The sequence below is a fragment of the Campylobacter sp. CFSAN093249 genome, from assembly GCF_011067895.1.
Lineage (GTDB): Bacteria > Campylobacterota > Campylobacteria > Campylobacterales > Campylobacteraceae > Campylobacter_D > Campylobacter_D jejuni.
The window spans coordinates 48535-70760 of record NZ_JAAMWM010000002.1 but is presented as its reverse complement, the minus strand read 5'-3'; the positions used below and the strand labels follow the sequence as shown (position 1 = coordinate 70760).

Annotated in this window: 22 protein-coding genes, 4 tRNA genes and 2 pseudogenes; 12 read left to right on the top strand and 16 right to left on the bottom strand. The window is 30.1% G+C overall.

The window, feature by feature from the left end:
- The first annotated feature begins 39 nt into the window (after positions 1 to 39).
- The 4 genes from FBF10_RS01215 to aroC are packed head-to-tail and all read left to right on the top strand — an operon-like array spanning position 40 to position 3202.
- Positions 40 to 1026, top strand: coding sequence for a CDC27 family protein (locus tag FBF10_RS01215; RefSeq protein WP_002858970.1), 987 nt, complete (start codon positions 40 to 42; stop codon positions 1024 to 1026).
- Positions 1013 to 1453, top strand: a complete 441-nt coding sequence (rnhA, locus tag FBF10_RS01210) for a ribonuclease HI (RefSeq protein ID WP_002851277.1) — start codon at positions 1013 to 1015, stop codon at positions 1451 to 1453. Before FBF10_RS01215 ends, rnhA begins: the two co-directional genes overlap by 14 nt.
- Entirely contained in the window at positions 1440 to 2114 is a 675-nt protein-coding gene (rnc, locus tag FBF10_RS01205) for a ribonuclease III (RefSeq protein ID WP_002851153.1), read from the top strand. The genes rnhA and rnc overlap by 14 nt, the downstream gene beginning before the upstream one ends.
- Entirely contained in the window at positions 2114 to 3202 is a 1089-nt protein-coding gene (gene aroC, locus FBF10_RS01200; RefSeq protein ID WP_002889073.1) for a chorismate synthase, read from the top strand. Before rnc ends, aroC begins: the two co-directional genes overlap by 1 nt.
- An 85-nt stretch (positions 3203 to 3287) precedes the next feature.
- Here the strand turns inward: aroC and FBF10_RS01195 are convergent, their stop codons facing one another.
- Complete coding sequence (locus FBF10_RS01195) at positions 3288 to 4271, bottom strand: MnmA/TRMU family protein (protein WP_002889080.1); 984 nt, start codon at positions 4269 to 4271, stop codon at positions 3288 to 3290.
- Between the two features lie 94 nt (positions 4272 to 4365).
- Between FBF10_RS01195 and FBF10_RS01190 the strand changes: the two genes are divergently transcribed.
- Positions 4366 to 4527, top strand: coding sequence for a hypothetical protein (locus FBF10_RS01190; RefSeq protein WP_002870203.1), 162 nt, complete (start codon positions 4366 to 4368; stop codon positions 4525 to 4527).
- Positions 4528 to 4530: 3 nt separating this feature from the next.
- Positions 4531 to 5400: a hypothetical protein gene (locus tag FBF10_RS01185; RefSeq protein ID WP_002889088.1), complete on the top strand. Its 870-nt coding sequence runs from the start codon at positions 4531 to 4533 to the stop codon at positions 5398 to 5400.
- A 12-nt stretch (positions 5401 to 5412) separates the two neighbouring features.
- Here FBF10_RS01185 and FBF10_RS01180 read toward each other — a convergent pair.
- The 3 genes and pseudogenes from FBF10_RS01180 to exbB all read right to left on the bottom strand — a co-directional run bounded on the left by FBF10_RS01180 (position 5413) and on the right by exbB (position 6898).
- Positions 5413 to 6094: pseudogene (locus FBF10_RS01180) on the bottom strand (energy transducer TonB).
- Positions 6091 to 6480, bottom strand: a complete 390-nt coding sequence (exbD, locus tag FBF10_RS01175; RefSeq protein ID WP_002851470.1) for a TonB system transport protein ExbD — start codon at positions 6478 to 6480, stop codon at positions 6091 to 6093. Before exbD ends, FBF10_RS01180 begins: the two are co-directional and overlap by 4 nt.
- Positions 6473 to 6898, bottom strand: a complete 426-nt coding sequence (gene exbB, locus FBF10_RS01170; RefSeq protein WP_002871878.1) for a TonB-system energizer ExbB — start codon at positions 6896 to 6898, stop codon at positions 6473 to 6475. Before exbB ends, exbD begins: the two co-directional genes overlap by 8 nt.
- A 157-nt stretch (positions 6899 to 7055) precedes the next feature.
- Between exbB and FBF10_RS01165 the strand changes: the two genes are divergently transcribed.
- From FBF10_RS01165 to FBF10_RS01150, 4 genes are all read left to right on the top strand, one after another.
- Entirely contained in the window at positions 7056 to 7799 is a 744-nt protein-coding gene (locus FBF10_RS01165; RefSeq protein ID WP_002889175.1) for a DUF4261 domain-containing protein, read from the top strand.
- Between the two features lie 65 nt (positions 7800 to 7864).
- Positions 7865 to 8281 (top strand): PepSY-like domain-containing protein, encoded by a 417-nt coding sequence (locus FBF10_RS01160; RefSeq protein WP_002860079.1) that lies wholly within the window; start codon positions 7865 to 7867, stop codon positions 8279 to 8281.
- Positions 8282 to 8540: 259 nt separating this feature from the next.
- Complete coding sequence (locus FBF10_RS01155; protein ID WP_002889173.1) at positions 8541 to 9791, top strand: serine/threonine transporter; 1251 nt, start codon at positions 8541 to 8543, stop codon at positions 9789 to 9791.
- 14 nt (positions 9792 to 9805) lie between these two features.
- A complete protein-coding gene (locus tag FBF10_RS01150) occupies positions 9806 to 11170 on the top strand; it encodes an L-serine ammonia-lyase (protein WP_020247147.1) in 1365 nt (454 codons plus the stop codon).
- Between the two features lie 7 nt (positions 11171 to 11177).
- Here the strand turns inward: FBF10_RS01150 and FBF10_RS01145 are convergent, their stop codons facing one another.
- From FBF10_RS01145 to FBF10_RS01115, 7 genes are all read right to left on the bottom strand, one after another.
- On the bottom strand, positions 11178 to 11699 hold the full coding sequence (locus tag FBF10_RS01145) for a hypothetical protein (protein WP_002860077.1): 522 nt from the start codon (positions 11697 to 11699) through the stop codon (positions 11178 to 11180).
- Entirely contained in the window at positions 11680 to 12690 is a 1011-nt protein-coding gene (ribD, locus tag FBF10_RS01140) for a bifunctional diaminohydroxyphosphoribosylaminopyrimidine deaminase/5-amino-6-(5-phosphoribosylamino)uracil reductase RibD (protein ID WP_079263731.1), read from the bottom strand. Before ribD ends, FBF10_RS01145 begins: the two co-directional genes overlap by 20 nt.
- Positions 12691 to 12895: 205 nt before the next feature.
- Positions 12896 to 12983 (bottom strand) — tRNA-Ser (locus FBF10_RS01135).
- A 21-nt stretch (positions 12984 to 13004) separates the two neighbouring features.
- Positions 13005 to 13078, bottom strand: a tRNA-Cys gene (locus tag FBF10_RS01130).
- A gap of 18 nt (positions 13079 to 13096) precedes the next feature.
- Positions 13097 to 13185 (bottom strand) — tRNA-Leu (locus tag FBF10_RS01125).
- 9 nt (positions 13186 to 13194) lie between these two features.
- Positions 13195 to 13269 (bottom strand) — tRNA-Gly (locus FBF10_RS01120).
- Between the two features lie 71 nt (positions 13270 to 13340).
- Entirely contained in the window at positions 13341 to 14093 is a 753-nt protein-coding gene (locus tag FBF10_RS01115) for a hypothetical protein (protein WP_002876246.1), read from the bottom strand.
- Positions 14094 to 14165: 72 nt separating this feature from the next.
- Between FBF10_RS01115 and mutY the strand changes: the two genes are divergently transcribed.
- Positions 14166 to 15185, top strand: coding sequence for an A/G-specific adenine glycosylase (mutY, locus tag FBF10_RS01110; RefSeq protein WP_002858960.1), 1020 nt, complete (start codon positions 14166 to 14168; stop codon positions 15183 to 15185).
- Here the strand turns inward: mutY and FBF10_RS01105 are convergent.
- Positions 15171 to 16430: pseudogene (locus tag FBF10_RS01105) on the bottom strand (MFS transporter). The gene mutY and the pseudogene FBF10_RS01105 overlap by 15 nt on opposite strands.
- 165 nt (positions 16431 to 16595) lie before the next feature.
- Between FBF10_RS01105 and FBF10_RS01100 the strand changes: the two are divergent.
- Positions 16596 to 17453, top strand: coding sequence for a radical SAM/SPASM domain-containing protein (locus FBF10_RS01100; protein WP_002851158.1), 858 nt, complete (start codon positions 16596 to 16598; stop codon positions 17451 to 17453).
- Here the strand turns inward: FBF10_RS01100 and FBF10_RS01095 are convergent.
- From FBF10_RS01095 to FBF10_RS01080, 4 genes are read right to left on the bottom strand one after another with little or no spacing between them, the layout of a single operon-like run.
- A complete protein-coding gene (locus FBF10_RS01095; protein ID WP_002870079.1) occupies positions 17450 to 18256 on the bottom strand; it encodes an ABC transporter substrate-binding protein in 807 nt (268 codons plus the stop codon). The two genes, FBF10_RS01100 and FBF10_RS01095, sit on opposite strands and share 4 nt — an antisense overlap.
- Positions 18253 to 19029, bottom strand: coding sequence for an ABC transporter ATP-binding protein (locus tag FBF10_RS01090; RefSeq protein ID WP_002868297.1), 777 nt, complete (start codon positions 19027 to 19029; stop codon positions 18253 to 18255). The genes FBF10_RS01095 and FBF10_RS01090 overlap by 4 nt, the downstream gene beginning before the upstream one ends.
- Entirely contained in the window at positions 19029 to 20015 is a 987-nt protein-coding gene (locus FBF10_RS01085; RefSeq protein ID WP_002851460.1) for an iron ABC transporter permease, read from the bottom strand. The genes FBF10_RS01090 and FBF10_RS01085 overlap by 1 nt, the downstream gene beginning before the upstream one ends.
- Complete coding sequence (locus FBF10_RS01080; protein ID WP_002888520.1) at positions 19990 to 22119, bottom strand: TonB-dependent receptor; 2130 nt, start codon at positions 22117 to 22119, stop codon at positions 19990 to 19992. Before FBF10_RS01080 ends, FBF10_RS01085 begins: the two co-directional genes overlap by 26 nt.
- Positions 22120 to 22226 lie beyond the last annotated feature (107 nt).

The following is a 22226-nucleotide window of genomic DNA, read 5'->3' as shown; positions in this document are numbered from 1 at the left end:
TTTGGCTATAATTTGGCATAAAATTTTTAGAGCGAGACTATGGATTTTTTCTTTGTAGAATACAGAGACCCTTTAGTAGGGCTTATAATTTTAACCATTTTAGTATTTGTTGTAGCTGTTGCAAATTATATTTGGAAAATATTTGCTAGCAAAGATGAAGAACAAAAGCTTGAAAAATTTATAAAAAAATTTGAAATGGATAACGCTCATAAAGAGTTATTAAGAAATAGTAGCTTGAGTTTTGGAAATTTAAGTTTTTTGGCCGAAATTTTTACCAAAAGTGGGGAATTTGAAAAAGCAACTCAAATTTATTTGATTGCTCTTGAAAAATGTAAAGATAAACAAGAAAGAGAATTTATTTTCCTTTCTTTAGCAAAAGTTTATTTTAAAGCAGGATTTTTAGAGCGTGCAAAAGAAGTTTTATTACAAGCTTTAAAACTGCGTCCAAGAAATATACAAGCCTTAAAACTTTTAAAAATTGTTTATTTAAAACTTCGTTCTTATAAAGAAAATTTAGAACTTTTAGAATGTCTTTTTGAACTTAATGAAGATGTACAAAAAGAGAGTGATTTTATCAAAGCTTTAGAACTTTGTACTTTTAATATTACTGATGAAGAAAAAAAGAAAAAACTTTTAGAATTTAAAATAGAAGATAATCCTATGTTGGGGCGTTTAGTTTTTGAAAAATATCATATGTTTTTAGGGCAAAATTTTTTTGATATTTGTGATTTGCTTTATAGAGAAAATGAAGCGTTTAATTTAGAAAATCAAGATTTTTTAGAATTCTTTTATGCTTTGGGTAAAATTTCAAAGCATGATGATACGCACCAGTTTGTTTTTAAAAATTCTAACTTTAAAATGTTAAAAATTTTAAAAGATAATTCTTTTAATGCGGGGTTAGAATTTTCATATCGTTGTTCTGAGTGTAAAAATGTTATGCCTTTGTTTTTTTATCACTGTCCTGTTTGTTATGAGTTTAATACTTGTAAAATTATTTATGAAGTGAAAAACAATGAAACACATTGAAATTTATACAGATGGCTCATGTCTTAATAATCCAGGTTTTGGCGGATGGGCTTATATTTTGCGTTATAAGGAGTATCAAAAGGAAGGTTTTGGAGCTGAGGCTAATACCACTAACAATAGAATGGAGTTAATGGCAATTATTGAATCTTTGAAGGCTTTAAAAGAGCCTTGTGAAATTTCGCTTTTTACAGATTCTAACCTAATGGTTCAAAGTATTAATGAATGGCTAGAAGGATGGATAAAAAAGGATTTTAAAGGTAAAAAAAATATAGATTTATGGAAGGAATATATTAAAGTGGCAAAATCTCATAAGATTAAGGCTTTTTGGGTAAAAGCACATAATGGACATTTGGAAAATGAAAGGTGTGATACATTGGCGCGTGAAGCTGCTTTGAAAATTGCAAGGGAAAATGATGAAAAACATTGAAAAACTAGAGCAGAGTTTAACTTATGAATTTAAAGATAAAAATCTTCTTATACATGCTTTAACCCATAAAAGTTTTAAAAAATCTTACAACAACGAACGCTTGGAATTTTTAGGTGATGCTGTGCTTGATTTAGTTGTGGGTGAATACCTTTTTCATAAATTCGCTAAAGATGCCGAAGGAGATTTATCTAAGCTTAGAGCGGCTTTAGTGAATGAAAAGTCTTTTGCAAAAATTGCAAATAGTTTAAATTTGGGCGATTTTATTCTTATGAGTGTTGCTGAGGAAAACAATGGAGGAAAAGAAAAGCCTTCTATACTTTCAGATGCGTTAGAAGCTATTATAGGTGCTATACATTTAGAAGCTGGGTTTGAGTTTGCAAAAACTATTGCTTTAAGGCTTATAGAAAAAAATTTCCCTCAAATTGATGCAAAAATTCTTATAAAAGATTATAAAACAAAATTACAAGAGATTACACAGGGAAAAATCGGACAAACTCCGCAGTATGAAACAGTGCGTGCTTTTGGCCCTGATCATTTAAAGCAATTTGAAATTGCTTTAATGCTTGATGGTAAAGAACTTGCAAGAGCTATTGCAGGAAGCAAAAAAGAAGCACAGCAAATGGCAGCAAAAATTGCACTTGAGAAATTAGGAGCTTTATAGTGAATACCTTTGGTACGAGATTGAAATTTACAAGTTTTGGTGAGTCTCATGGTGTGGCTGTTGGATGTATTATTGATGGAATACCTGCTGGAGTTAAATTTGATGAAGAATTTTTGCAAAATGAGCTTGATAAACGCAAAGGCGGAAGTAAATTTGCAACACCAAGAAAAGAAAGCGATAAAGCTCAGGTTTTAAGCGGGGTTTTTGAAGGATATACAACGGGTCATCCCATAGCTATAGTGGTTTTTAATGAAAATGCCCATTCTAAGGATTATGATAATTTAAAAGATCTATTTCGTCCTGCTCATGCGGATTTTACTTATTTTTATAAATATGGCATAAGAGATCATAGGGGTGGGGGTAGATCAAGTGCTAGGGAAAGTGTTGCTAGAGTGGCTGGTGGTGCAGTTGCAGCGATGCTTTTGCGTGAATTTGGCATTTGTGTTCAAAGTGGTGTTTTTGGGGTAGGAACTTTTGTATCAAATTTGAAAGAAAAAGAATTTGATTTTGAATTTGCTAAGAAAAGTGAAATTTTTTGCCTTGATCCAAAACTAGAAAGTGACTTTAAAAATGAAATTTTAAATGCTAGAAATTCAAAAGATAGCGTAGGCGCTGCTGTTTTTACAAAAGTTAGTGGTATGCTTATAGGACTTGGAGAAGTTCTTTATGATAAGTTAGACTCTAAATTAGCTCATGCTTTAATGGGAATTAATGCTGTTAAAGCAGTTGAAATAGGCGAAGGTATTAATGCAAGCAAAATGCGCGGATCGTGTAATAATGATGCTTTAAAAGATGGCAAGTTTTTAAGCAATCATAGCGGAGGAATTTTAGGAGGAATTTCAAATGGAGAAAATCTTATTTTAAAAACTTATTTTAAACCTACTCCTTCTATTTTTGCCAAGCAAGAAAGTATAGATAAATTTGGCAATAATTTGGAATTTGAACTCAAAGGTAGGCATGATCCTTGTGTAGGTGTTAGAGGAAGTGTTGTAGCTAGTGCTATGGTGCGTTTAGTTTTGGCTGATTGTTTGCTTTTGAATGCGAGTGCGAATTTAAACAATTTAAAAAATGCTTATGGATTAAAATAAAAAAAGCCCATTTTCATGGGCTTGATTGCAATATTTTGAAAAGATTCAAATACTATATCGCTTGTTTTGCTAAATACTTTATACTTTAACTAATAAAAAATTGATTAATATCAGCCTTATTTTCAAAAGCTATACTTGTATAAGCTTGATTTTTAAATTTAAGTTCATAGCTTTTTCCTACTTCGTGTTTAGTATAGGTAAGGGCTATTTTTAAGGCAAGTTCTAAGTCTTTTTCTGAAATTTTTTCATCTACCAAAGAGTAAGCTCCGATTAAATCTCCAAGTTCTATTACTTCATATTTAGGAGTTTTTAAACCTTTTAAAAGAGTATTTTCAAGTTCATTTCTACCTATGATCATTTTAGCTCCATTGGGTAATCTTAAATGACGACCATATTTTAAAAGTTGTGCGTCATTAACCTGCATATCTTTGTCAAATTCTATAAAATCTCGAATTTTTTTAGCAAAACTATCAAGGGTCAGCAAACAACCTCCGCCTGGGCTTTCAAAATCTTCTAAGCCAAATTTAGTTGCAAGTTCAAGTTGTCTTTTGCGACTTCTTCCGCTAATGCCTTCGAGTTTTTCTCTATCTACCCAACCTTCTCTTTCAGGTTTGGTTAGAGGTAGGTTTTTTGCGCACATAGGACGCAAGATTAAATCTTCTTCATCAAGAGCAAGTTTTTTAACCTTTGCCATTGCATCACTTCTTTGACTCATAGGGCGTTGTCCTAAAACTTCTCCTGTGATGATAAAACTTGCATTTTCTTCTTTTAACATAGCAAGAGCAGTTTTAAACATAAAAGCATGACAATCTATACAAGGATTAAAATGTTTGCCATAGCCATATTGTGGATTAAAAAGCACTTCTTGAAGATAGGAATTTCTTACATCTATCATTTCAAAATCTGCACCTACCATCGCTGCACGCTTTTTCATGATTTCGCTTTTATCACTTGTACTTCCAAAACCTATGTTGATATTTAGAGCTTTAACTTCTATGCCTTGTGCAGTGATGAGTTTCATTGCAAGCATACTATCAAGCCCACCGCTAAAAAGAGCTAATGCTTTCATTGATTCCTTTCTAAGAATATAAAATTTTTTAAGATTTTGTCGATTATAAAAGATATAATTTTAACTAAAAAATCTTTAAAATAAGGATTGGAAAGTGTTAAAAATAATTTTGGTTTTAAGCATTTTGAGTTCTTTTGCTTTTGCAAATTCTTGTGTTAACTACGAGCAAGAACTTAAAAAGTGTAATTCTTTAAAAAATTCACATGAGAGAAAAATGTGTCGTTTAGGCTTATTTGCAAAATGTAAAAAAGGATAAATAATGAAAATCGATACTTCTGCTAGTTTAACCCATTCTTTAACTAATAATGTTGATAAAAAAGAGCTTAGCGTATTAAAAAAAGAAGATCAAGATAAAATTCCCGTGCAAGATCTTTCGAGTTTAAATAGCGATGGTGTTAAGGTTGTTTTTGAAAATAAGCAAGGTGAACTTATAGCTTTAAATTTAAGCGATGAAAATTATAGTAGTTTACAAAAAAATTTCGGTTCTTATACGAATTATGTTGCTAGAAATGATGGTAGTATAAGGCTTAATGGCGAAGCAAACCAATTTGTTTCAAATTGGTTTGAAAGTGTAAAAGATAATTTTGGTTCTTTAAATTCAAATTTAAATAATAAACAACAAAGTGTAAAATTAAATTTTAATACAAATACCCTTCAACAAAGTATGCAAAATTTAGGCTTTAAAACAAGCGATGAAAAAATATCTGATGATGCAAATATAGAAGAAAAATTAAATTTTTTTATTGATAAAGATGTAAATAAAGATGGTAAAGTTGATGATAGTGATGTTAAAGAACCTAGCATGAGAGAAATTTTAAGCGACATTAAAGAAGCATCAGGTAGTGGAGCTAGTGCTATGAAAACCATAGATCCGCAAAAAATCAATAAAAAAGATGATAAGGAAAATAATATCAAAGAAAAAGAAGACGAAGATTTGCTTCAAAAAGCCCAAGAAAAAGGTTTAAATGCTTTAAGTGCTGATGAGCAGGCAAAGCTTGAGGCTAGCAATCCTGAAGAATTTGAAAAACTGAAGCAAAAATCTTTGCAAGAATTAAGTCAGAATTTAAGTAAAGATTTTCAAAATAAAATTGAAAATCAAGAAGCACAAATTGTAGATAAGAGAGTGTAGCAAATTATAATTTTACCCTCTTAGGGTTTTAAAATCATATATAATAGGTAGTGTAATTCTTAAATCTCCATTATAGTGTGGAAAATTTAAAGAAGCTTTTCTTATGCTTTCTAAAGCACTTTTATCTAACAAATCATATCCCGAGCTTTCGATGATTTTTAAATCTGCTAAAGTTTTGTTTTCTTTCCATAAAAATTCTACTTTTACAGTTCCTTGCATACGCATTTTTTTGCTTGCCTTGGATAAAATTGTGCTTGTTGTATAGCTTTTTGGATTTCTTTTAATACAGGGTGATTATCTTTTCCTTGTGTTAATTGAGTGATCTTAGGTTTGACATTTGTATCAGTTGTTTTTGTAAAAGTTTTAACTTCTTGAGTTGGTGCTATTGGGGTTTTATTTGGTATTGGGTGTGGAGGTGTTTTTTTTATCTTTTTTTGCATTTTTTCAGGAGTTTTTTAATAACTTTTGGCTGAGGTTTTGGTTTGATAGGTTCTATAATGGACTCTGTTGGTTTAGTCTCATTTGTTGGATTAGTTTGGGTAAATTGTTTTATTGCCAAAGAAAAAGAATCTTCATTTTTAATTTCCATTTTAAAAAAGTCATTCGAGTGAAAAATGACAAAAAGTAAAGGTATAAAGACTATAAAAGTTATATAAGAAGCTTGGTATTTATGATTTAAAAATAAAGTTTTCATTTGTTTTTCTCAGTAAGAATCTGAAAATTTTCATGTTCTTTGGCTTTTAAAAAATCTATAATTTTTACAAAGCTTTCAAATTTAGCATTTTTATCGCTTTTTAGTTCTACTATGGTTTTTTTATCAAGTGAAAAAATAGCATTTTGAACTTCATTTAAATCAGCTAATTTATCATTTAAATAAAAAGTATTTTTTTCGTCTATGGTTATAAGAAGTTTTTTTTCATTATTGCTTATATTGGTAGCATTTTCACTTGAAGGAAGTGAGATTTGAATTTTTCCATGCGCAATAAAGGTTGAAATACTAAGCACTATAGCAAGCAAAACAAGCATAATGTCTATAAATGGGACTATATTTAAACCTTCATTTTTTGGTAGTTTAAGCATTTTTATTTGCCTTATAAGCATTGCTTAAGAGGGAAACTTTTCTAAGTAAGGCATTATAAGCCATTAAAGCAGGAATAGCAACCAAAAGTCCTAAGGCTGTAGCTTTAAGAGCTAAAGAAAGCCCCACGATTATAGATTTGACATCTATATTGCCCGCCAAGCCCATTTCGTAAAATGTAACCATGATGCCTATTACAGTGCCTAAAAGTCCTATATAAGGGGCATTGGAATAGATGATATATATAGTGGTTAAATTTTCACTAATCGCATCATCAAATTGCTCTTGATTCTCATAATTTTTAAAGTTAATTTTTCTAAAAAATAGCATTCTTTCTACAACACACCAAAAAGCTATAAATGCCATAATTCCTAGAATTAAAAAGATAATTAAATCGATGTAATCTTTTAAAAATTCCATATTTTTCTCCAAAAATATACTTATAAATTTTAAAAGATTATACTGTATAAAAAATAAATTTATAATTAATATCAATTATCATAATTTTTAAGAAATTCTTGTTTATAGTATTTATTTTTATTAGGTTATAATTTATAAAAATTTAATAGGGTTTAACATGACTATAGATTTAAATCACAATTTTACCTCTTTTGTTCTTCTTGATGAAGTTGATTTTAATTTTTCGGAGTTAAAAAGCATTTTAGAAGATAAATTTAATATAAAAATAGCTGATGAAAATTTTACCAAAGAGGGCGTGATTTTTTCATATGAAAATATGTTAGTTACTCTAAATTTGATTAAAAATCCTATACCTAATCACGAAGCAGAATACTATGCAAATTTTAATTTTATGTGGAAAGATGCCTTAGAGCAAACTAAAAAACATAAAGCTCATCTTCTTATAGCGGTGCTAAGTCAAGATCAAAGCAAATTAGAACAAGCTAAAATGTTTACGAAAATTGCAGCTTTATGTTTGGAAAATAAACATGCTTTAGGTTTTTATACAGGTGCAGTTGTTTTAGAGCCCAGTTTTTATATAGAAAATGCAAAAATGTTAGATGATAATCGCTTGCCGGTATATAATTGGATATATGTTAGTGTTTATCCTAGTGAAAATGGAGTTAATGCTTATACTTATGGGCTTAGAAATTTTGATAAATTAGAACTTGAAGTTTGTGATTTAAACATAGAAGAAAAAGAACTTTTCTTTTGTATTTATGATATTGTTTTGCATATTTTAACTTATGATATTAATCTAAAAGATAAAGATATTTTAAAATTTGAAGATGGAAAAGAAATAAAATTTATAAAAAGTCAAGGTATAAGTGTTGAGAATGAAAGTTTGAAAATTATTTTTTAAGTTTCACATTCACTTCACAGTTTTGAGTTAAACTTTCGCCAACCAAGACAAAAAAAGGAGAAATTATGAAAGCAAAACTAACTTTACTTGCTTTGTTGGGTACTACGGTGCTTTTAGCTAAAGATATGGTTGTTCCTGCTAGCGAACTTCCAAATAATGCCAAAGAATTTATTTCTAAAAATTTTAAAACCGCTCAAATTGGTTTGGTGAAAAAAGATATAGATTCTTATGATGTGATTTTAAATGATGGAACTGAAATTGATTTTATGATCAATGGAGAGTGGAAAGAAGTTGATGGAAAATATAAGGCTTTGCCACATACTATCTTACCTAATGTTATGAAAAAAGTGAGTGCAACTCAATCAAATGCTCAAATTCTTGAAGTAGACAAAGAAATTAATGGTTATAAATTTAAGTTTAATAACAATATGGAAGTTTATACAGATATGCAAGGAAATATCCTAGGTCAAAAATTAGATTAATTTTTGAAAATTTAACTCCCTTAGAAAATTTGATGCAAAAATTTGGAAGCATAGTCTTCCAAATTTTTATTTTTTGATTGCAAAACCCAAAATATATTTAGTTTTAAAATAATACTTTATTGATACAAGTGATTGTTTTTTTATAAAATTAAATTTATAAAATGTTACATAAGATTTAAAATATTTTTTTTAAAAAATAATTATTTATAAATATTTTGCTAAAATAAAAGAGATGTAATCTTAAATTTAAGGAAGAATAATGAATACTCCTAAATGGACTAGTCACGATACAAGGTGGGTTTTATCTCTTTTTGGAACAGCTATTGGAGCCGGCGTACTTTTGTTACCTATTAGTGCTGGGCTTGGTGGATTGATACCTTTGTTAGTTATACTTGTTTTAGCTTTTCCTATGACTTACTTAGCTCATAGAAATTTATGTCGCTTTGTGCTTTCAAGTTCTAATCCAAAAGATGATATTACTTTTGTTGCAGAAAGTTATTTTGGCAAGGGCGGTGGATTTTTAATTACACTTTTGTATTTTTTTGCTATTTTGCCTATTTTATTGGTTTATAGTGCTAATCTTACAACAACTTTGCTTGAGTTCTTAATCAATCAGTTCAATTTCAATGCAGATCTTACTCATGCTGCTCGTTGGTGGGTGAGTTTTTTGATTGTTGGAGTTTTGGTTTTGATTTCTATTCTTGGTGAAAATGTTGTAACAAAAGCAATGAGTTTTCTTGTTTTTCCTTTTATTATATTTTTATTTATTTTTTCATTGCTTTTAATTCCACAATGGAATTTATCGTTATTTGCAAATGTTGATTTTTCCGTAATTTCAACAAGTAATTTTTGGGTTACTTTATGGCTTGTTATTCCTGTGATGGTATTTAGTTTTAATCACTCTCCTATCATTTCTTCACTTGCTTGTTATTGTAAAAAAGAATATGGTGGTTATGCTGAACCTCGCGCTAGAAAAATTATTTCTTTGGCAATTATTCTTATGGTTTTTGTTGTAATGTTTTTTGTTTTTTCTTGTGCTTTAACCTTTACACCAGAAGATTTTGCATCAGCAAAAGATCAAAATATCAATATTCTTACTTTTATAGCAAATAAATTTCCTGAAGTTTCTTTACTAGCTTATGTTGGACCTATTGTTGCACTTGTGGCTATTAGCAAAAGTTTCTTAGGGCATTATCTTGGTTCTCAAGAAGGCTTAAATGGTATTTTATATAAAGCAAGTAATGGTAGAATTCAAGGTAAATTCGCTCAAACTTTAACAGCGATCATTACCTTTGCTATCGCGTGGCTTGTTGCGTATAAAAATCCAAGTGTTATAGGAATTATCGAGGCTATTGGTGGCCCTGTTTTGGCTATTTTGCTTTTTTTAATGCCACTTTATTGTATTTATCGTTTTGATATTTTGGCAAGATTTCGTAATAAATTTTTAGATCTTTTTATTTTGGTAATGGGGATAGTTGCAATTTCTGCTGCAATTCATGATCTTTTATAAATTAAGGATAAAAAATGAGTAATTTAAGCATTTTTAAAATAGGTGTTGGTCCTTCTTCTTCTCATACTTTAGGGCCTATGCTTGCTGGAAATTTATTTTGTAAAAAAGTCGCTAAAAAGCTTGATGAAATTGATAGAGTTGAGGTTACTCTTTATGGTTCTTTGTCATTAACAGGTAAAGGACACTTGAGTGATAAGGCTGTAATTTGGGGGTTAAATGGCCTAGAAGCTAAAAATTTAAGCACAGCAATACAAGATGAAGTAAATAAAAATGCTATTGAAAATGCTCAAATTGATTTTTGTGGTGAGAAAAAACTTTGTTTTAATTATGAAAAAGATTTGATATTTTCCAAAGATTTTTTACCTTTACATGAGAATGGTATGAAGATTAAAGCTTATGATTGTAAAGGTGGGTTAGTTGATGAAGAAACTTATTATTCTGTAGGTGGAGGCTTTGTTTTAACAGCTGCACAATTAGAAAAAAAAGATAAAAATTCCAACCAAAATAAAAAGAAAAAACTAGATATAGAGCTTAACAATGCAAAAGAAGCTTTAGAGCTTTGCGATAAAAGAGATTGGGATTTAGCAGAGCTTTCTTATCGTTACGAATTGCAATTTCACACTAAAGAGGAAATTCGTGCTTATTGTCTTGAAATTTGGGAAGTAATGCAAGAAGTGTATTATAATGGCACTCATCCAAATGAAGATTATTTGCCTGGAAAACTTCATTTAAAGCGTAGAGCTAAAGGACTTAAAGAAAGAGTGGCGATGACAGCTGATCCTATGGGCATTATCGATTTTATTTCTTTATATGCTATTGCGATTGCTGAAGAAAATGCTAGCGGAGCAAAAGTTGTAACCGCACCAACAAATGGAGCATGTGCTGTTATCCCTGCTGTTATGCTTTATCTTAAAAACCATACTATAGGTTTTAGTGATGAAAAGGCTATAGAGTTTTTATTAACAGCAATGCTTATAGGTTCTTTTTATAAGAAAAATGCAAGCATTAGCGGAGCAGAAGCAGGCTGTCAAGCAGAAATTGGTAGTGCTAGCTCTATGGCAGCTGCAGCTATGGCAACAGTTTTAGGGGCTAATGCTTTTAAAGCATGCAACGCTGCTGAAATGGCAATGGAACATCATCTAGGTTTAACTTGCGATCCAGTTGCAGGGCTTGTGCAAATTCCTTGCATAGAAAGAAATGCCTTTGGAGCTATTAAGGCTATAAGTGCTGCTAGAATGGCAATGACACGCAAATCTACTCCTATGGTAAGCCTTGATGAGGTTATAGAAACCATGTATGAAACAGGAAAAGATATGAATTATAAATACAAAGAAACTTCTTTAGGTGGTCTTGCTACAAATTTAAAAACAGTATGCTAAAGTGTTTTTACACTTTAGTGTATTTTTTCATTCTTAGACTTAAAAATTCTTTCATTTCTTCTTTGGAAAAACTTTTAAGAATACGAATTTGCTTAAAAAGCAAGCCAAGATTGATTACTCCCATCACTAAAAGCAATAAGCAAATCATTAAAAAAACAAGATCTATGGCTCCAAATTCATTAATCATAGCCAAACTTGCAAAAAATACGCTCGCTAATAACAAAAAAAATAAAAGCAATATTTGTTTTAATTTTGCCTCATTAAAATTATCGCAATTTTGAGTGAAATTTCTAAAAAGTATGATCTTTTTACCCAAATTTGAAACTAAAATTTCATCATTTTCTTTAAATAAGCCTTCTTTTAAACTTTGATAAAAAAAGATTTCATTGTTTAAATTTAAATCATCTTTGTAGCTTGATAAGGTGTAGTCTTTGTAAAAAAAGGATTTTAATTCATTTTTCTTTTCTATTTTAAATAATCTTAAATCATTTCTTGCATAAAAAAATCCACTAAAGTTCATAAATGCCATAAGTATCACTCCCTAAAAAATTCCTATAAAGTGGCTTGAAATTTAAAGGTATTGTAACATTTTTTTCATCATTTAAACTTGAACTTTGAAAAATCAAAAACATATCTATTCCATCTTTAAAGATTTTGAGAAAATTTTCTCCACCCTCATACATTAAAAATTTAGCCTCACTTGGAATTTGGGTATAAATTTGGCGGTTTGGAACTTTAAATAAAGGGATATTTTTATCAAAATTATCTATATTTTGACGGCTTAAGATACAAAGATTAGGCGCTTTTGCTTTGCAAAGCCTAGTATCTAGTATAGGGCGATCTTTTCTTATGGTTTCTCCACCGACTACAAGCAAATCAATCACCGCTCTAATTTTATGTGCATAAGTGCGACTTAGCTCATTGCTTACGATTTTGCCAAAAGGCGAGCCATTCATAGAAAGGGCTAATTTAAAAAGTTTAAATTGCCCTTTTTGCCATTTTAAAAAAGGTTTTAAAAGTTTTTTTCCTTCTTCTTTAAGTATGTCAAATTCAACCTCTATGCCTTGTTTTTTTAAAAATTCAGCCCCACCACTTGCGATTTTATTTCCATCTTTAACGCTGATGAAAATTTTTTTAAAACCTAACTCGCTAAAGAGTTTTGCACAAGGAGGCGTTTTTCCTTGATGAGAGCAAGGCTCAAGTGTGACAAAAGCTATGCTATCTTTAAATACACCTTGATGGTTTTTGCAAATAAACTCATGCAAGGCGTTTGCTTCTTTAGGCAATGAAATTTCAGGTCTTAAGCTTTTAAAAGCATGAGCTATGGCATTAAGTTCCGCATGAGCTAATCCAGCTTTTTCATGAGCTTTTATGGCTAAAATTTTTTCATTTTTATCTAAGATTACACAGCCTACAGCCGGATTTGGATAGGTTAAAAACTGATATTTCCAAGCCTCATTTAAAGCTAAATTCATATAAAATTCTTTCATTTGCCTACCTTGTATTTTAAAATTTGACATATTTTTAAAATTTTATATTTTTGTTTTAAGATAACAAATTCTAAATTTTCCATTTGTATTTCTTATTTTTAATTATATTAGCCATAGTTTTTCTAAGTTTTTTTAGGATATAACAAAAATAGTAAGACCGAAGTATTATTTTTCATTTGTAGTATCCTTTATAATTTCAGGAATGATATAAGCTTGATAAACTAGAAAGTCTTGGTGGCCGGGAGAAAGGGATTCGAACCCCTGGAGGTGTGACCCTCAACGGTTTTCAAGACCGCCGCTTTCGACCACTCAGCCATCTCCCGATAAAGTAAAGTTTTGCCTTTTGGAGGCGACATCCGGATTCGAACCGGAGATCAAGGCTTTGCAGGCCCATGCCTTACCGCTTGGCTATGTCGCCCTGATAATGTTGAAAAAGTGGTGCCCGAGGCCGGACTTGAACCGGCACGGAAGAAAAATTCCGAGGGATTTTAAGTCCCTTGTGTCTACCAATTCCACCACCCGGGCGGGTGATTATGGAGCGGGAAACGAGATTCGAACTCGCGACCCCAACCTTGGCAAGGTTGTGCTCTACCCCTGAGCTATTCCCGCATAAATTTCTGAAAGAATTGAAGATAAAAGTATAGCAAAATAAACTTAAAAGGAGTTTATTTTGCCTTAAGTTATTTGCAAATAAATAAAGCTTTCGCGTTTAAAATTTGTTCTTTTTCGCTGATAATTGGAGATGAAAGTTCTATATTATCAGATTTTGCATTTAGCATTCTAGGTGCGATATTGGTATTGGCATTTACTTGTAAATTTTTCAATACACAAGTTTTATTAAGATCTAAAGAGTAAGTTTTTTCATATTCGTATGATGTTTTTAAAAGCTCTTTGTAGAGATTTTCTTTGTTGTTGTTTAGTGTATCTTTTGAAAATTTTGTTTGTATGGCTGGTGTTGAAACGCTGATGAAATTATTTTTAGCTATGATAGAATTGATGTCATTTAAAAGATTGTTAAAATCTGCAAGTTGGTTTTCTTTAAATTCACATTCTAAATTCGCATCAAATCTTTGACCTTTTGGAGTTTGTATACCATCTTTATAGGAAAAATTAGGTTCTAAAGAAAAACTTCCTCCGCTACAAAAATTTTCTTTTTTTGAGCGTTCTAAAATTTGATTGAAAGTATTTGTGATTTCAGCTTTTTCACTATTGTCTAATGTAATTTTTGAACTTAAATTTTCATTTGCCCAAAAATTAATATTTGCATATAAAATATCGGGTTTTAGTGTATTGCTTACTTCTATATTTCTTGAAAAATATAAATCATGATTAGAGTCTTTTTTGCCTAAAAATTCTACATTAAAAACTACTCCTGCAACAAAAAGTAATAAACATAAAAAACCTACACCTAAACCTTTAAAAAAAGCTAACATGGATATCCTTAATAATTTAATTTGAGCTAATTTTAGCAAAAAATTTTAAAATTTTTTGTTATACTCTCATTTATGCAAAAAAAAGAGCTTGAAAAACTACAAGAAAATTTACTTCTTTGGTATGAAAAAAATGGACGCAAAACTTTGCCTTGGCGTAATTTACAAAGTCAAAATTGTGATGAAAGTTTAAAGCATATTGATAGAGCTTATGGAGTTTATATCAGCGAAATTATGCTTCAGCAAACTCAAGTTAAATCAGTTTTAGAGAGGTTTTATTTCCCCTTTTTGCAAAAATTTCCTACTTTAGAAAGTTTGGCTAATGCTAATGAAGACGAGCTTTTAAAGGCTTGGCAAGGACTTGGTTATTACACTCGTGCTAGAAATTTAAAAAAGGCAGCTTTAGAATGCGTGGATAAGTTTGGGGCTAAATTACCTAAAGAAGTTGAGGATCTAAAAAAATTAAGTGGTATAGGAGCTTATACAGCAGGCGCTATAGCTTGTTTTGGCTACGATCAAAAGGTTTCTTTTGTTGATGGCAATATACGCCGTGTGCTTTCTCGTCTTTTTGCTTTGGAAAATCCTAGCATGAAAGAACTTGAAAAAAGAGCTAAAGAGCTTTTAAATTTAAATCATGCCTTTGATCACAACCAAGCTTTGCTTGATATAGGGGCTTTGGTTTGTGTGGGTAAAAATGCAAAGTGTGGGATTTGTCCTTTGTATGATTTTTGTCAAGGCAAATTTAATACAGAGTTTTATCCAAGAGCTAAAAAAATACTTTATGAGAGTTTAAATTTAAATCTTTTTTTGTTTGAATTTAATAAAAAATTTGCGATACAGAAAAGCCAAGATAAGCTTTATAAGGGTATGTATAATTTTCCTTTTTTTAAAGAAGGAGAATATAAACTTTCTAAAGATATGAGTTTTGTAGGGGAGTTTAAGCACGGCTATACTAAGTATAAACTTAATATCAAGGTTTATCATCAAATTTTAAACAATGAAAATAAAAATTATGAATTTCAAACCTTAAAAGAGTTAGAAAGTACCGCACTTTCGGCACTTTCTTTAAAAGCGTTAAAATTAATTAAGCTCTGATTTTTTAGGCAAACACAAAGTAGCTATAAGCATGATGATTGTAAAAATAGCTATATAGATAAAAAAGCCATTTTCTATACCTGCATTTTTAAATTGTAAAGCAACCCAAGGAGCAGATCCTCCAAAAACAGCATTTGAAATAGCATAACCCAAACCTGTCCCTAAAGCTCTTACATGTTCAGGAAAAAGTTTTGCTTTAAAAATCCCAGCAACTGAAGTATAAAAACTTAAAATAACAAACAATAATACCACCAACATAAATGTCAAAGAAGGATTATTTTGTGCGTTATTGACTATAAGTGAAAAAATAGGATAAATTCCTACCAATGCCAAAATACAAAATACAATTAAAGATCGTTTGTGACCTATTTTATCTCCTATATACCCAAAAAGAGGTTGAATGATCATTAGTATAAATAAAGCACCTAAGAAAAGATTATTAACAAGCATTTTATCCATACCCGTATTTTCCATAAAAGTTTTAGTATAAGTTGTAATGGTGTAAAAAGCTAAAGAACCTCCAGAGGTAACCCCAAGTACCATTAAAAAAGGTTTCCAAGATTTGCATAATGCTTTTAAAGTACCACGATCTTCATGCTGGTGAAGTTTTGTAGCACTTTCATTCATCATTTTTCTTACAAAAAGCGAGCCTAGTGCTAAAATTCCGCCTATTACAAAAAGTATTCTCTAAGCATAATCTTTCATATCATCAATGCTAAAAAATAAAAACATTATACTAATGCTTGCAACGGCCAAAAGTTGACCACCTATTAGGGTTACATACTGAAAAGATGAGTAAAAACCGCGTTTTCCTTCCGTAGCAAGTTCTGAAAGATAAGTAGCTGCTATGCCATACTCCCCGCCTACACTAAGACCTTGAATAAGTCTTGCTATTAAAAGCAAGATAATAGCAAGATCGCCCACTGTATCTTTGCTTGGTAAGGCTGCTATCATAAAAGAGCCTAAAGCCATTAAAACCACTGATATAACCATAGATTTTTTACGACCTACTTTATCAGCTAAAGAGCCAAAAAGCCAAGAGCCTATAGGACGCATAAAAAATCCTGCTGCAAAAACCCCAAAGGCATTGATTTGCTGGATAACAGGATTATCTGAAGTTGAAAAAGTATGAGCAAAATAAGTTGCTGTAAAAGCATAGATATAAAAATCAAACCACTCTACTAAATTTCCGCTACTTGCAGCAATAATAGAGCGAATTTTTTTCGTGCGAGTAAGCTCTTGCATAAACCCTTCCTTAATTTTAAATTTTTATTTAAGTATAGTGTGATTTTTGTTTAATATATTTAAAAATAAAGAAGAGAAATAAAAAAGATAAAAATATCGATAAAAATGTTACATATTTTAATAAATTTCATAAATTTTGGTAAAATGTTTACTCTAGGAAATATAATGAAATTTAAAAAAATATATATAGAATTAAGCGATATTTGTGGTTTAAAATGTGATTTTTGTCCTTCTCAAAAAGGAATTCGCGGGGTAATGAGTGAAGAAAAATTTCAAAACTTAGCTTATGAAATTTCTAATAAAGCTGAGCTTTTTACCTTTCATCTTTTGGGTGATCCTTTGCTTTTACCTAATTTGGAAAATTATCTAAAAATCGCAAAAGATGAAGCTATGAAACTTGAAATCACTACAAGTGGCTTTTATCTAAATTCTAAAAATCAAGCTTTATTGTTAGGGTATGAGAATATCCATCAAATCAATATTTCTTTAATGTCTTTTTTAAGTCAAAGCAAAATTTCTTTAGAACAGTATTTTAAGCCTATTTTAGAACTTTGCAAAAAGCATTTAGAGCAAAAAAGCCTTTCTTTTATCAATCTAAGACTTTGGAATTTAGATGCTAATTTTAAAGCACCTAAGTCAAATTTAAAAATTTATGAGTTTTTAGCCAAAGAATTTGAAGCTAAGATTGATGCAAACTTAAGTAAAAATCGCTTGCAAAGACATATTTTGCTTCATCAAAATAAACTTTTTAAATGGCCAAATTTAAAAGATGAACCCCTTTATAAAAAAGGAAAATGTCATGCTTTAAAAGAGCAAATTGGGATTTTAAGTGATGGAAGTTTGGTGCCTTGCTGTTTGGATACTAAAGCAGATATTAACTTGGGAAATGTTTTTGAAAATAACTTTGATAAGCTTTTTAGATCACCGCGTATAAAGATGATGAAAAAAGCTTTTGAAGAAGATAAACGCATAGAAAAACTTTGTCAAACTTGCGAATTTTTTAAAGCAAGATTGGGTGATTAAAAATTGTTATTTTCTAGCTTTGTTTTAAATTCTTGAATTCTATCTATTATCTTAGGACTAAGACGTAATAATATAGGTGTATCTTTGTTAAAATAAATACTTCCTGTTTTAACTGCTTTGGTATTTTTCAATAAAGCATTTGTATCTAAAAGATTGTTTTTAGCATTAATTCCAAGAATGAGTATGTCTGGATTTTGTTTCAGTATGTATTCTGCTGATATAACAGGTCTTGAAATTTGACTTTGCGGGCTTAAATTTTTAATCCCTATAAGTCTTAAAATATCAGCTATTAAAGAATTATCATTAAAGGCCATTAAAGGGTTGCTAGAATAAAGATAAATCGCACTTTTATTTAGGGGTTTATCGCTTAATTTTTTAAATTTTTGGTTAAATTCTTGTTTTAAAAGCTCTGCTTCTTTTTCTTTTTTGGTGATTTGGCCTAAGGTTGTGATATTTTTTGTTATATCTTCTAAACGCTCGGCTTTTAAATTGATACTTTTGATACCAAAATTTTTAAGTCCTTCTTCTAAATTTAAAGAATAAGAACTTAAAATCACCAAACTTGGTTTTAGTGCTACTATTTTTTCAAGTGAAGGATTTGAAAAAGTGCCTACGCTTGTAAGTTTTGAGGTTTGATCTTTAGGATAGATATTTGAGTGTTGTAAAGTGGCAATGCCTACGATTTGATCTTCAGCCTTAAGCATAAAAAGGGTTTCTATGCTTGCAGGATCAAGCACTACAAGGCGTTCTTTTGCATTTAGTGTGATTAAAAACAAACTCATAATAATTAAAATTTTTTTCATTTTTTCTCCTTTAAAGCTAAAATATAAGGTTTAGAATTTTTATAAATAATCTCGCAGTTTAAATCATAAATTTCTTTTAAAATTTCTTGAGTAAAAAGCTCTTTACTCGTTCCAAAATACTTTATCTCCCCTTCTTTTAAAAAAAGGATTTTATCGCAGAACATAGAAGCTAAATTTAAATCATGCAAGATAGCAACAACGGCTATATTTTTTTCTTTAACTAGTTTTTCGCAAAGGCTTAAAAGCTCTATAGCATAGTTTAAATCAAGGGCTGAAGTGGGTTCATCTAAAAAAAGAATTTTTGGCTTTTTAAGTAAAGCTCTTGCTAAAAGCATTCTTTGAAATTCACCTCCGCTTAAAGAAAGTATGCTTCTTTCTAGAAAATTTTCAAGTCTTAAATCCTTAGCAAATTCTTTAATTTCTAAAATATCTTCTTTAGAATAAGAACTAAAAGCATGTTTTAAATTCGCATATTTGCTCATTAAAAGCACATCGATGACTTTTAAAGGGGTGTTTAATTCTGATTTTTGAGGCACAAAGCCACAAATTTTGGCAAATTCTTTAAGAGAAAAATCCTTGATATTTGTGTTAAAAAGACTTATCTCTCCTTTATTTGGACTTAAATTTTTAAGTATAAGTTTTAAAAGAGTGCTTTTACCTGAGCCATTTGGCCCTAAAATTCCTATAAAAGCCTGATTTTTAAGTTTTAAATGAATGTTTTTTAGTAAATCTTTTTGGTGATAAGCAAAGCTTAAATCATGTATTTTTAGCATTATAAAAATCTCCTAGCACTTAAAGCCAAGTATAAAAAAATAGGAGCTCCAAAAAATGCAGTTAAAATTCCAATCGGAATTTGCACAGGAGCTAAAAGAGTTCTTGCTAAAGTATCACAAATAAGTAAAAATAATCCTCCAAATGCTGTACATAAAGGGATAACTAAGGCATTATTATAATTTTTAAGCAAAAGTCTTATAGTATGAGGAATGATGAGTCCAACAAAGCCTATAAGTCCGCTAAAAGCAACCGCAAAAGATACAGCCAAGGATGAGACAATGAGTAAATTTATCTTTAATTTTTGAGCATTTACCCCTAGATTTCTAGCTTCATCATCTCCGCTTAAAAGTATGTTTAATTCGTTTTTATGAGCGTAAAAATAAAACAAACAAAAAATTAAAGGCAAGATTAAAATTCCCACACGAAACCAAGAAGCATTGCCTATATTTCCCATAAGCCAAGCGACTATTTTAAAAGAATCCTCGCCTATAAGATAAGTGAAAAAAGAAGTGAAAGCCCCTAAAAAAGATGAAGCTGCTATGCCGATAATGAGTAAAGTTGCTATAGAAGCTTTAGAAGAAATTTTAAAAACTCCTAGGGCAAAAAAGGCAGAGCAAACAAAACCTAAAATTCCATAATAATAATCATTCAATTTTAACAAATACGCCAAAACCGCTCCAAAGGTTGCCGCAGAAGCTATACCTATGATATAAGGATCAGCTATAGGATTTGAAAATACATTTTGAGTGATAGCCCCACTACTAGCTAAAAGCATACCGATTAAAATCGCCATTATAATCCGTGGTAAGCGTCCATCTATGATTATTTGTCTTAAAATTTCATCTTGGCTAAAGATATATGAAAAAAGCTCTTTTGGATTTAAATTCTCATCTCCTAAGCAAAGTGCTGTAAAAGAAGCGATTATATAAGCTACCAAAAGCCCTATAATCACTAAAATTTTAGAATGCGTATTTAAATTCAACATAGTAGTTTCTGCCATTTCCAACTAGGTATTGATCATTTATACTGTCTTGATAGGTGTAGTATCTTTTATCGAAAAGATTGCGAATTCCTGCTAAAATTTGTAATTTTTTATAATTATATTTCATGCCAATATCTGTTAAAAAATAATCCCTTATCCAAGAATTTTTAGACATTTTTCCTGTATTTTCATCTATAGTTCCACCATCTTTTGCTCTAGAAAAATAGGTTAAATCAATAAAATTTGAGAAATTTTTATTCCAAGCGTATTCAAGCCCAGCTGTGGCTTTGATTTTTGAAACATAAGGAATTCTCATGCCGTCATTAACACCTTTAGAAATTTTAGCATCAAGATAAGTTAGACTTTCTCTAAAGATTAAATCATCATCTAAAAAATTTTGACTCAGGCTTAATTCTACTCCTAAACGGCGAGTTTGATCTATATTATAATATTTCCACCAAGATCCACTAGTAGAATGAGGGTTTCCAAGATAAGAAATTTCATCTTTGCTTAGGGTGTAAAATAAAGTTAGATTAAAGCCGTAAAAATCCCACCAAAAATCATCAATACCTAGTTCAAAGGTATCAAAGATCTCAGGATTTAAATTTGCAGAATAATACTTTTGTGAATTTTTATCCTTGTTGACAAATTGTGCTGGACTTGGAGAGACAAAACCTCTTTCGTATTTGATATAAAGCTTTCCTGTGTCTGAGTATTTAAAATTTGGAGTGATTTCAAAAGCAAAATTATTGGCGTTTTTATTGGTATCAAAAAGTGTTGTTGAGTCTATGATAGTAGGTGATGGGAGTCTTCCGTTCATACTTATTTCATTTCTATAAGATCTATCGGTATTATAAGAGCTAAATTCATATCTAGCTCCACCGGATAAAGTAAAAAATTCATTAAAATTATGAGAATCAAGAGCAAAAATAGAATGGCTTTGTTTAGTCATATCTATTAAAGTTGTCATCCTGTGATAATTTATGACACTTGGAACGCTATAATACACCAAACTCTTTCTTTTTGCATCATGGTTTGCAAATTCATAACCAAAAATAAAATAAGAATTATTTGCATAATTTAGCTTGTTTTTTAAACTTATCCCTGTAAGCGTGTCTTCAAAACCACTTCCATTTTGATATACAGGAAGACTCATATTCATGTAGCTCATTGTAGAAACATCTTTTAGATAATTGATCTTTTGATTTTGCCAAAAAGCTTCTAGGTTAAATTCCCATATATCATCAAAATAGTAATGATAATCCAAAGAAATTTCAGGGCGATTGATTTGTGTGATATTATCACTCTTACCTTTTTGAGTTGGATTGCTTTGAGCTTGTGCTTTTGTTAGATAGCCACTGCTGGTATTTTTGCTTTTAAAATAATTATAACCCAAAGTTAAATCGCTATTATCATTAATATCAATATAGGTTTTTGTGTTGATAAAATAACCTTTTTCATTATAACCTTCTTGATATCCATCAAGGTTAAAACTTTGTATATCAAAGCTAAAAGCTAAATTTTCATTTATTTGTTTGGCACCATTGATACCTAAATTTCCACCTAGTCCACCATGATCATAAGCACTGCTTTTTAAATTTATAGCAAAAGCATCTGATTTTTGTTTTTTTGTAATGATATTAATCACGCCACCTCTAGTACCACTTCCATAAAGCACAGATCCACCCCCAGGTATGATTTCTATGCGTTCTACATTATCTAAATTGATACTATCTAGTGGGGTTACACCATGGGAATTATCAAGAACATTAATAGCATGCCCATCAATCATAACTTTTACAGCTATATTGGATTTATTTCCTTGTCCACGCATATCTATATTGCGTCCAAGTCCAAAATTTACAAAACTAATGCCCGAAATTCTTTCTAAGGCTTGTTCTAAAGAAACATAACCTTTATTTTGTAGATCTTTGCCTTCTATGCTGATTACATTGCGTAAATTTGAATCCGCATCTTGTTCAAAACCTGTTGTACTAACAACAACTTTTTGTAGATTGATAGCTTTATTTGATTCTTGTGCATTTAAATTAGTTATTAGCAATAATGCAAATAAAGATAATTTAAAAGCTTTTTTATTTGGGTGCAAATTTTACTCCTTAAATAAAATAAATAATGATAATTTATATCATAATAATTTAGAAATAAATTTATCCTTTATTAACTTAATCTAGTATAAATTTTTGTTAAAATAGA

Bases quoted from the DNA above. Each gene is read 5' to 3' on its own strand.
- FBF10_RS01195 (WP_002889080.1), bottom strand. From the start codon at position 4,271: ATGAAAGCATTAGCTCTTTTTAGCGGTGGGCTTGATAGTATGCTTGCA.
- exbB (WP_002871878.1), bottom strand. From the start codon at position 6,898: ATGGAATTTTTAAAAGATTACATCGATTTAATTATCTTTTTAATTCTA.
- FBF10_RS01115 (WP_002876246.1), bottom strand. From the start codon at position 14,093: ATGTTAGCTTTTTTTAAAGGTTTAGGTGTAGGTTTTTTATGTTTATTA.
- FBF10_RS01145 (WP_002860077.1), bottom strand. From the start codon at position 11,699: ATGGCATTTATGAACTTTAGTGGATTTTTTTATGCAAGAAATGATTTA.
- ribD (WP_079263731.1), bottom strand. From the start codon at position 12,690: ATGTCAAATTTTAAAATACAAGGTAGGCAAATGAAAGAATTTTATATG.
- FBF10_RS01165 (WP_002889175.1), top strand. From the start codon at position 7,056: ATGACTATAGATTTAAATCACAATTTTACCTCTTTTGTTCTTCTTGAT.
- FBF10_RS01215 (WP_002858970.1), top strand. From the start codon at position 40: ATGGATTTTTTCTTTGTAGAATACAGAGACCCTTTAGTAGGGCTTATA.
- exbD (WP_002851470.1), bottom strand. From the start codon at position 6,480: ATGCTTAAACTACCAAAAAATGAAGGTTTAAATATAGTCCCATTTATA.
- mutY (WP_002858960.1), top strand. From the start codon at position 14,166: ATGCAAAAAAAAGAGCTTGAAAAACTACAAGAAAATTTACTTCTTTGG.
- FBF10_RS01150 (WP_020247147.1), top strand. From the start codon at position 9,806: ATGAGTAATTTAAGCATTTTTAAAATAGGTGTTGGTCCTTCTTCTTCT.
- FBF10_RS01100 (WP_002851158.1), top strand. From the start codon at position 16,596: ATGAAATTTAAAAAAATATATATAGAATTAAGCGATATTTGTGGTTTA.
- rnc (WP_002851153.1), top strand. From the start codon at position 1,440: ATGAAAAACATTGAAAAACTAGAGCAGAGTTTAACTTATGAATTTAAA.
- FBF10_RS01095 (WP_002870079.1), bottom strand. From the start codon at position 18,256: ATGAAAAAAATTTTAATTATTATGAGTTTGTTTTTAATCACACTAAAT.
- FBF10_RS01090 (WP_002868297.1), bottom strand. From the start codon at position 19,029: ATGCTAAAAATACATGATTTAAGCTTTGCTTATCACCAAAAAGATTTA.
- rnhA (WP_002851277.1), top strand. From the start codon at position 1,013: ATGAAACACATTGAAATTTATACAGATGGCTCATGTCTTAATAATCCA.
- FBF10_RS01085 (WP_002851460.1), bottom strand. From the start codon at position 20,015: ATGTTGAATTTAAATACGCATTCTAAAATTTTAGTGATTATAGGGCTT.
- FBF10_RS01185 (WP_002889088.1), top strand. From the start codon at position 4,531: ATGAAAATCGATACTTCTGCTAGTTTAACCCATTCTTTAACTAATAAT.
- FBF10_RS01160 (WP_002860079.1), top strand. From the start codon at position 7,865: ATGAAAGCAAAACTAACTTTACTTGCTTTGTTGGGTACTACGGTGCTT.
- FBF10_RS01155 (WP_002889173.1), top strand. From the start codon at position 8,541: ATGAATACTCCTAAATGGACTAGTCACGATACAAGGTGGGTTTTATCT.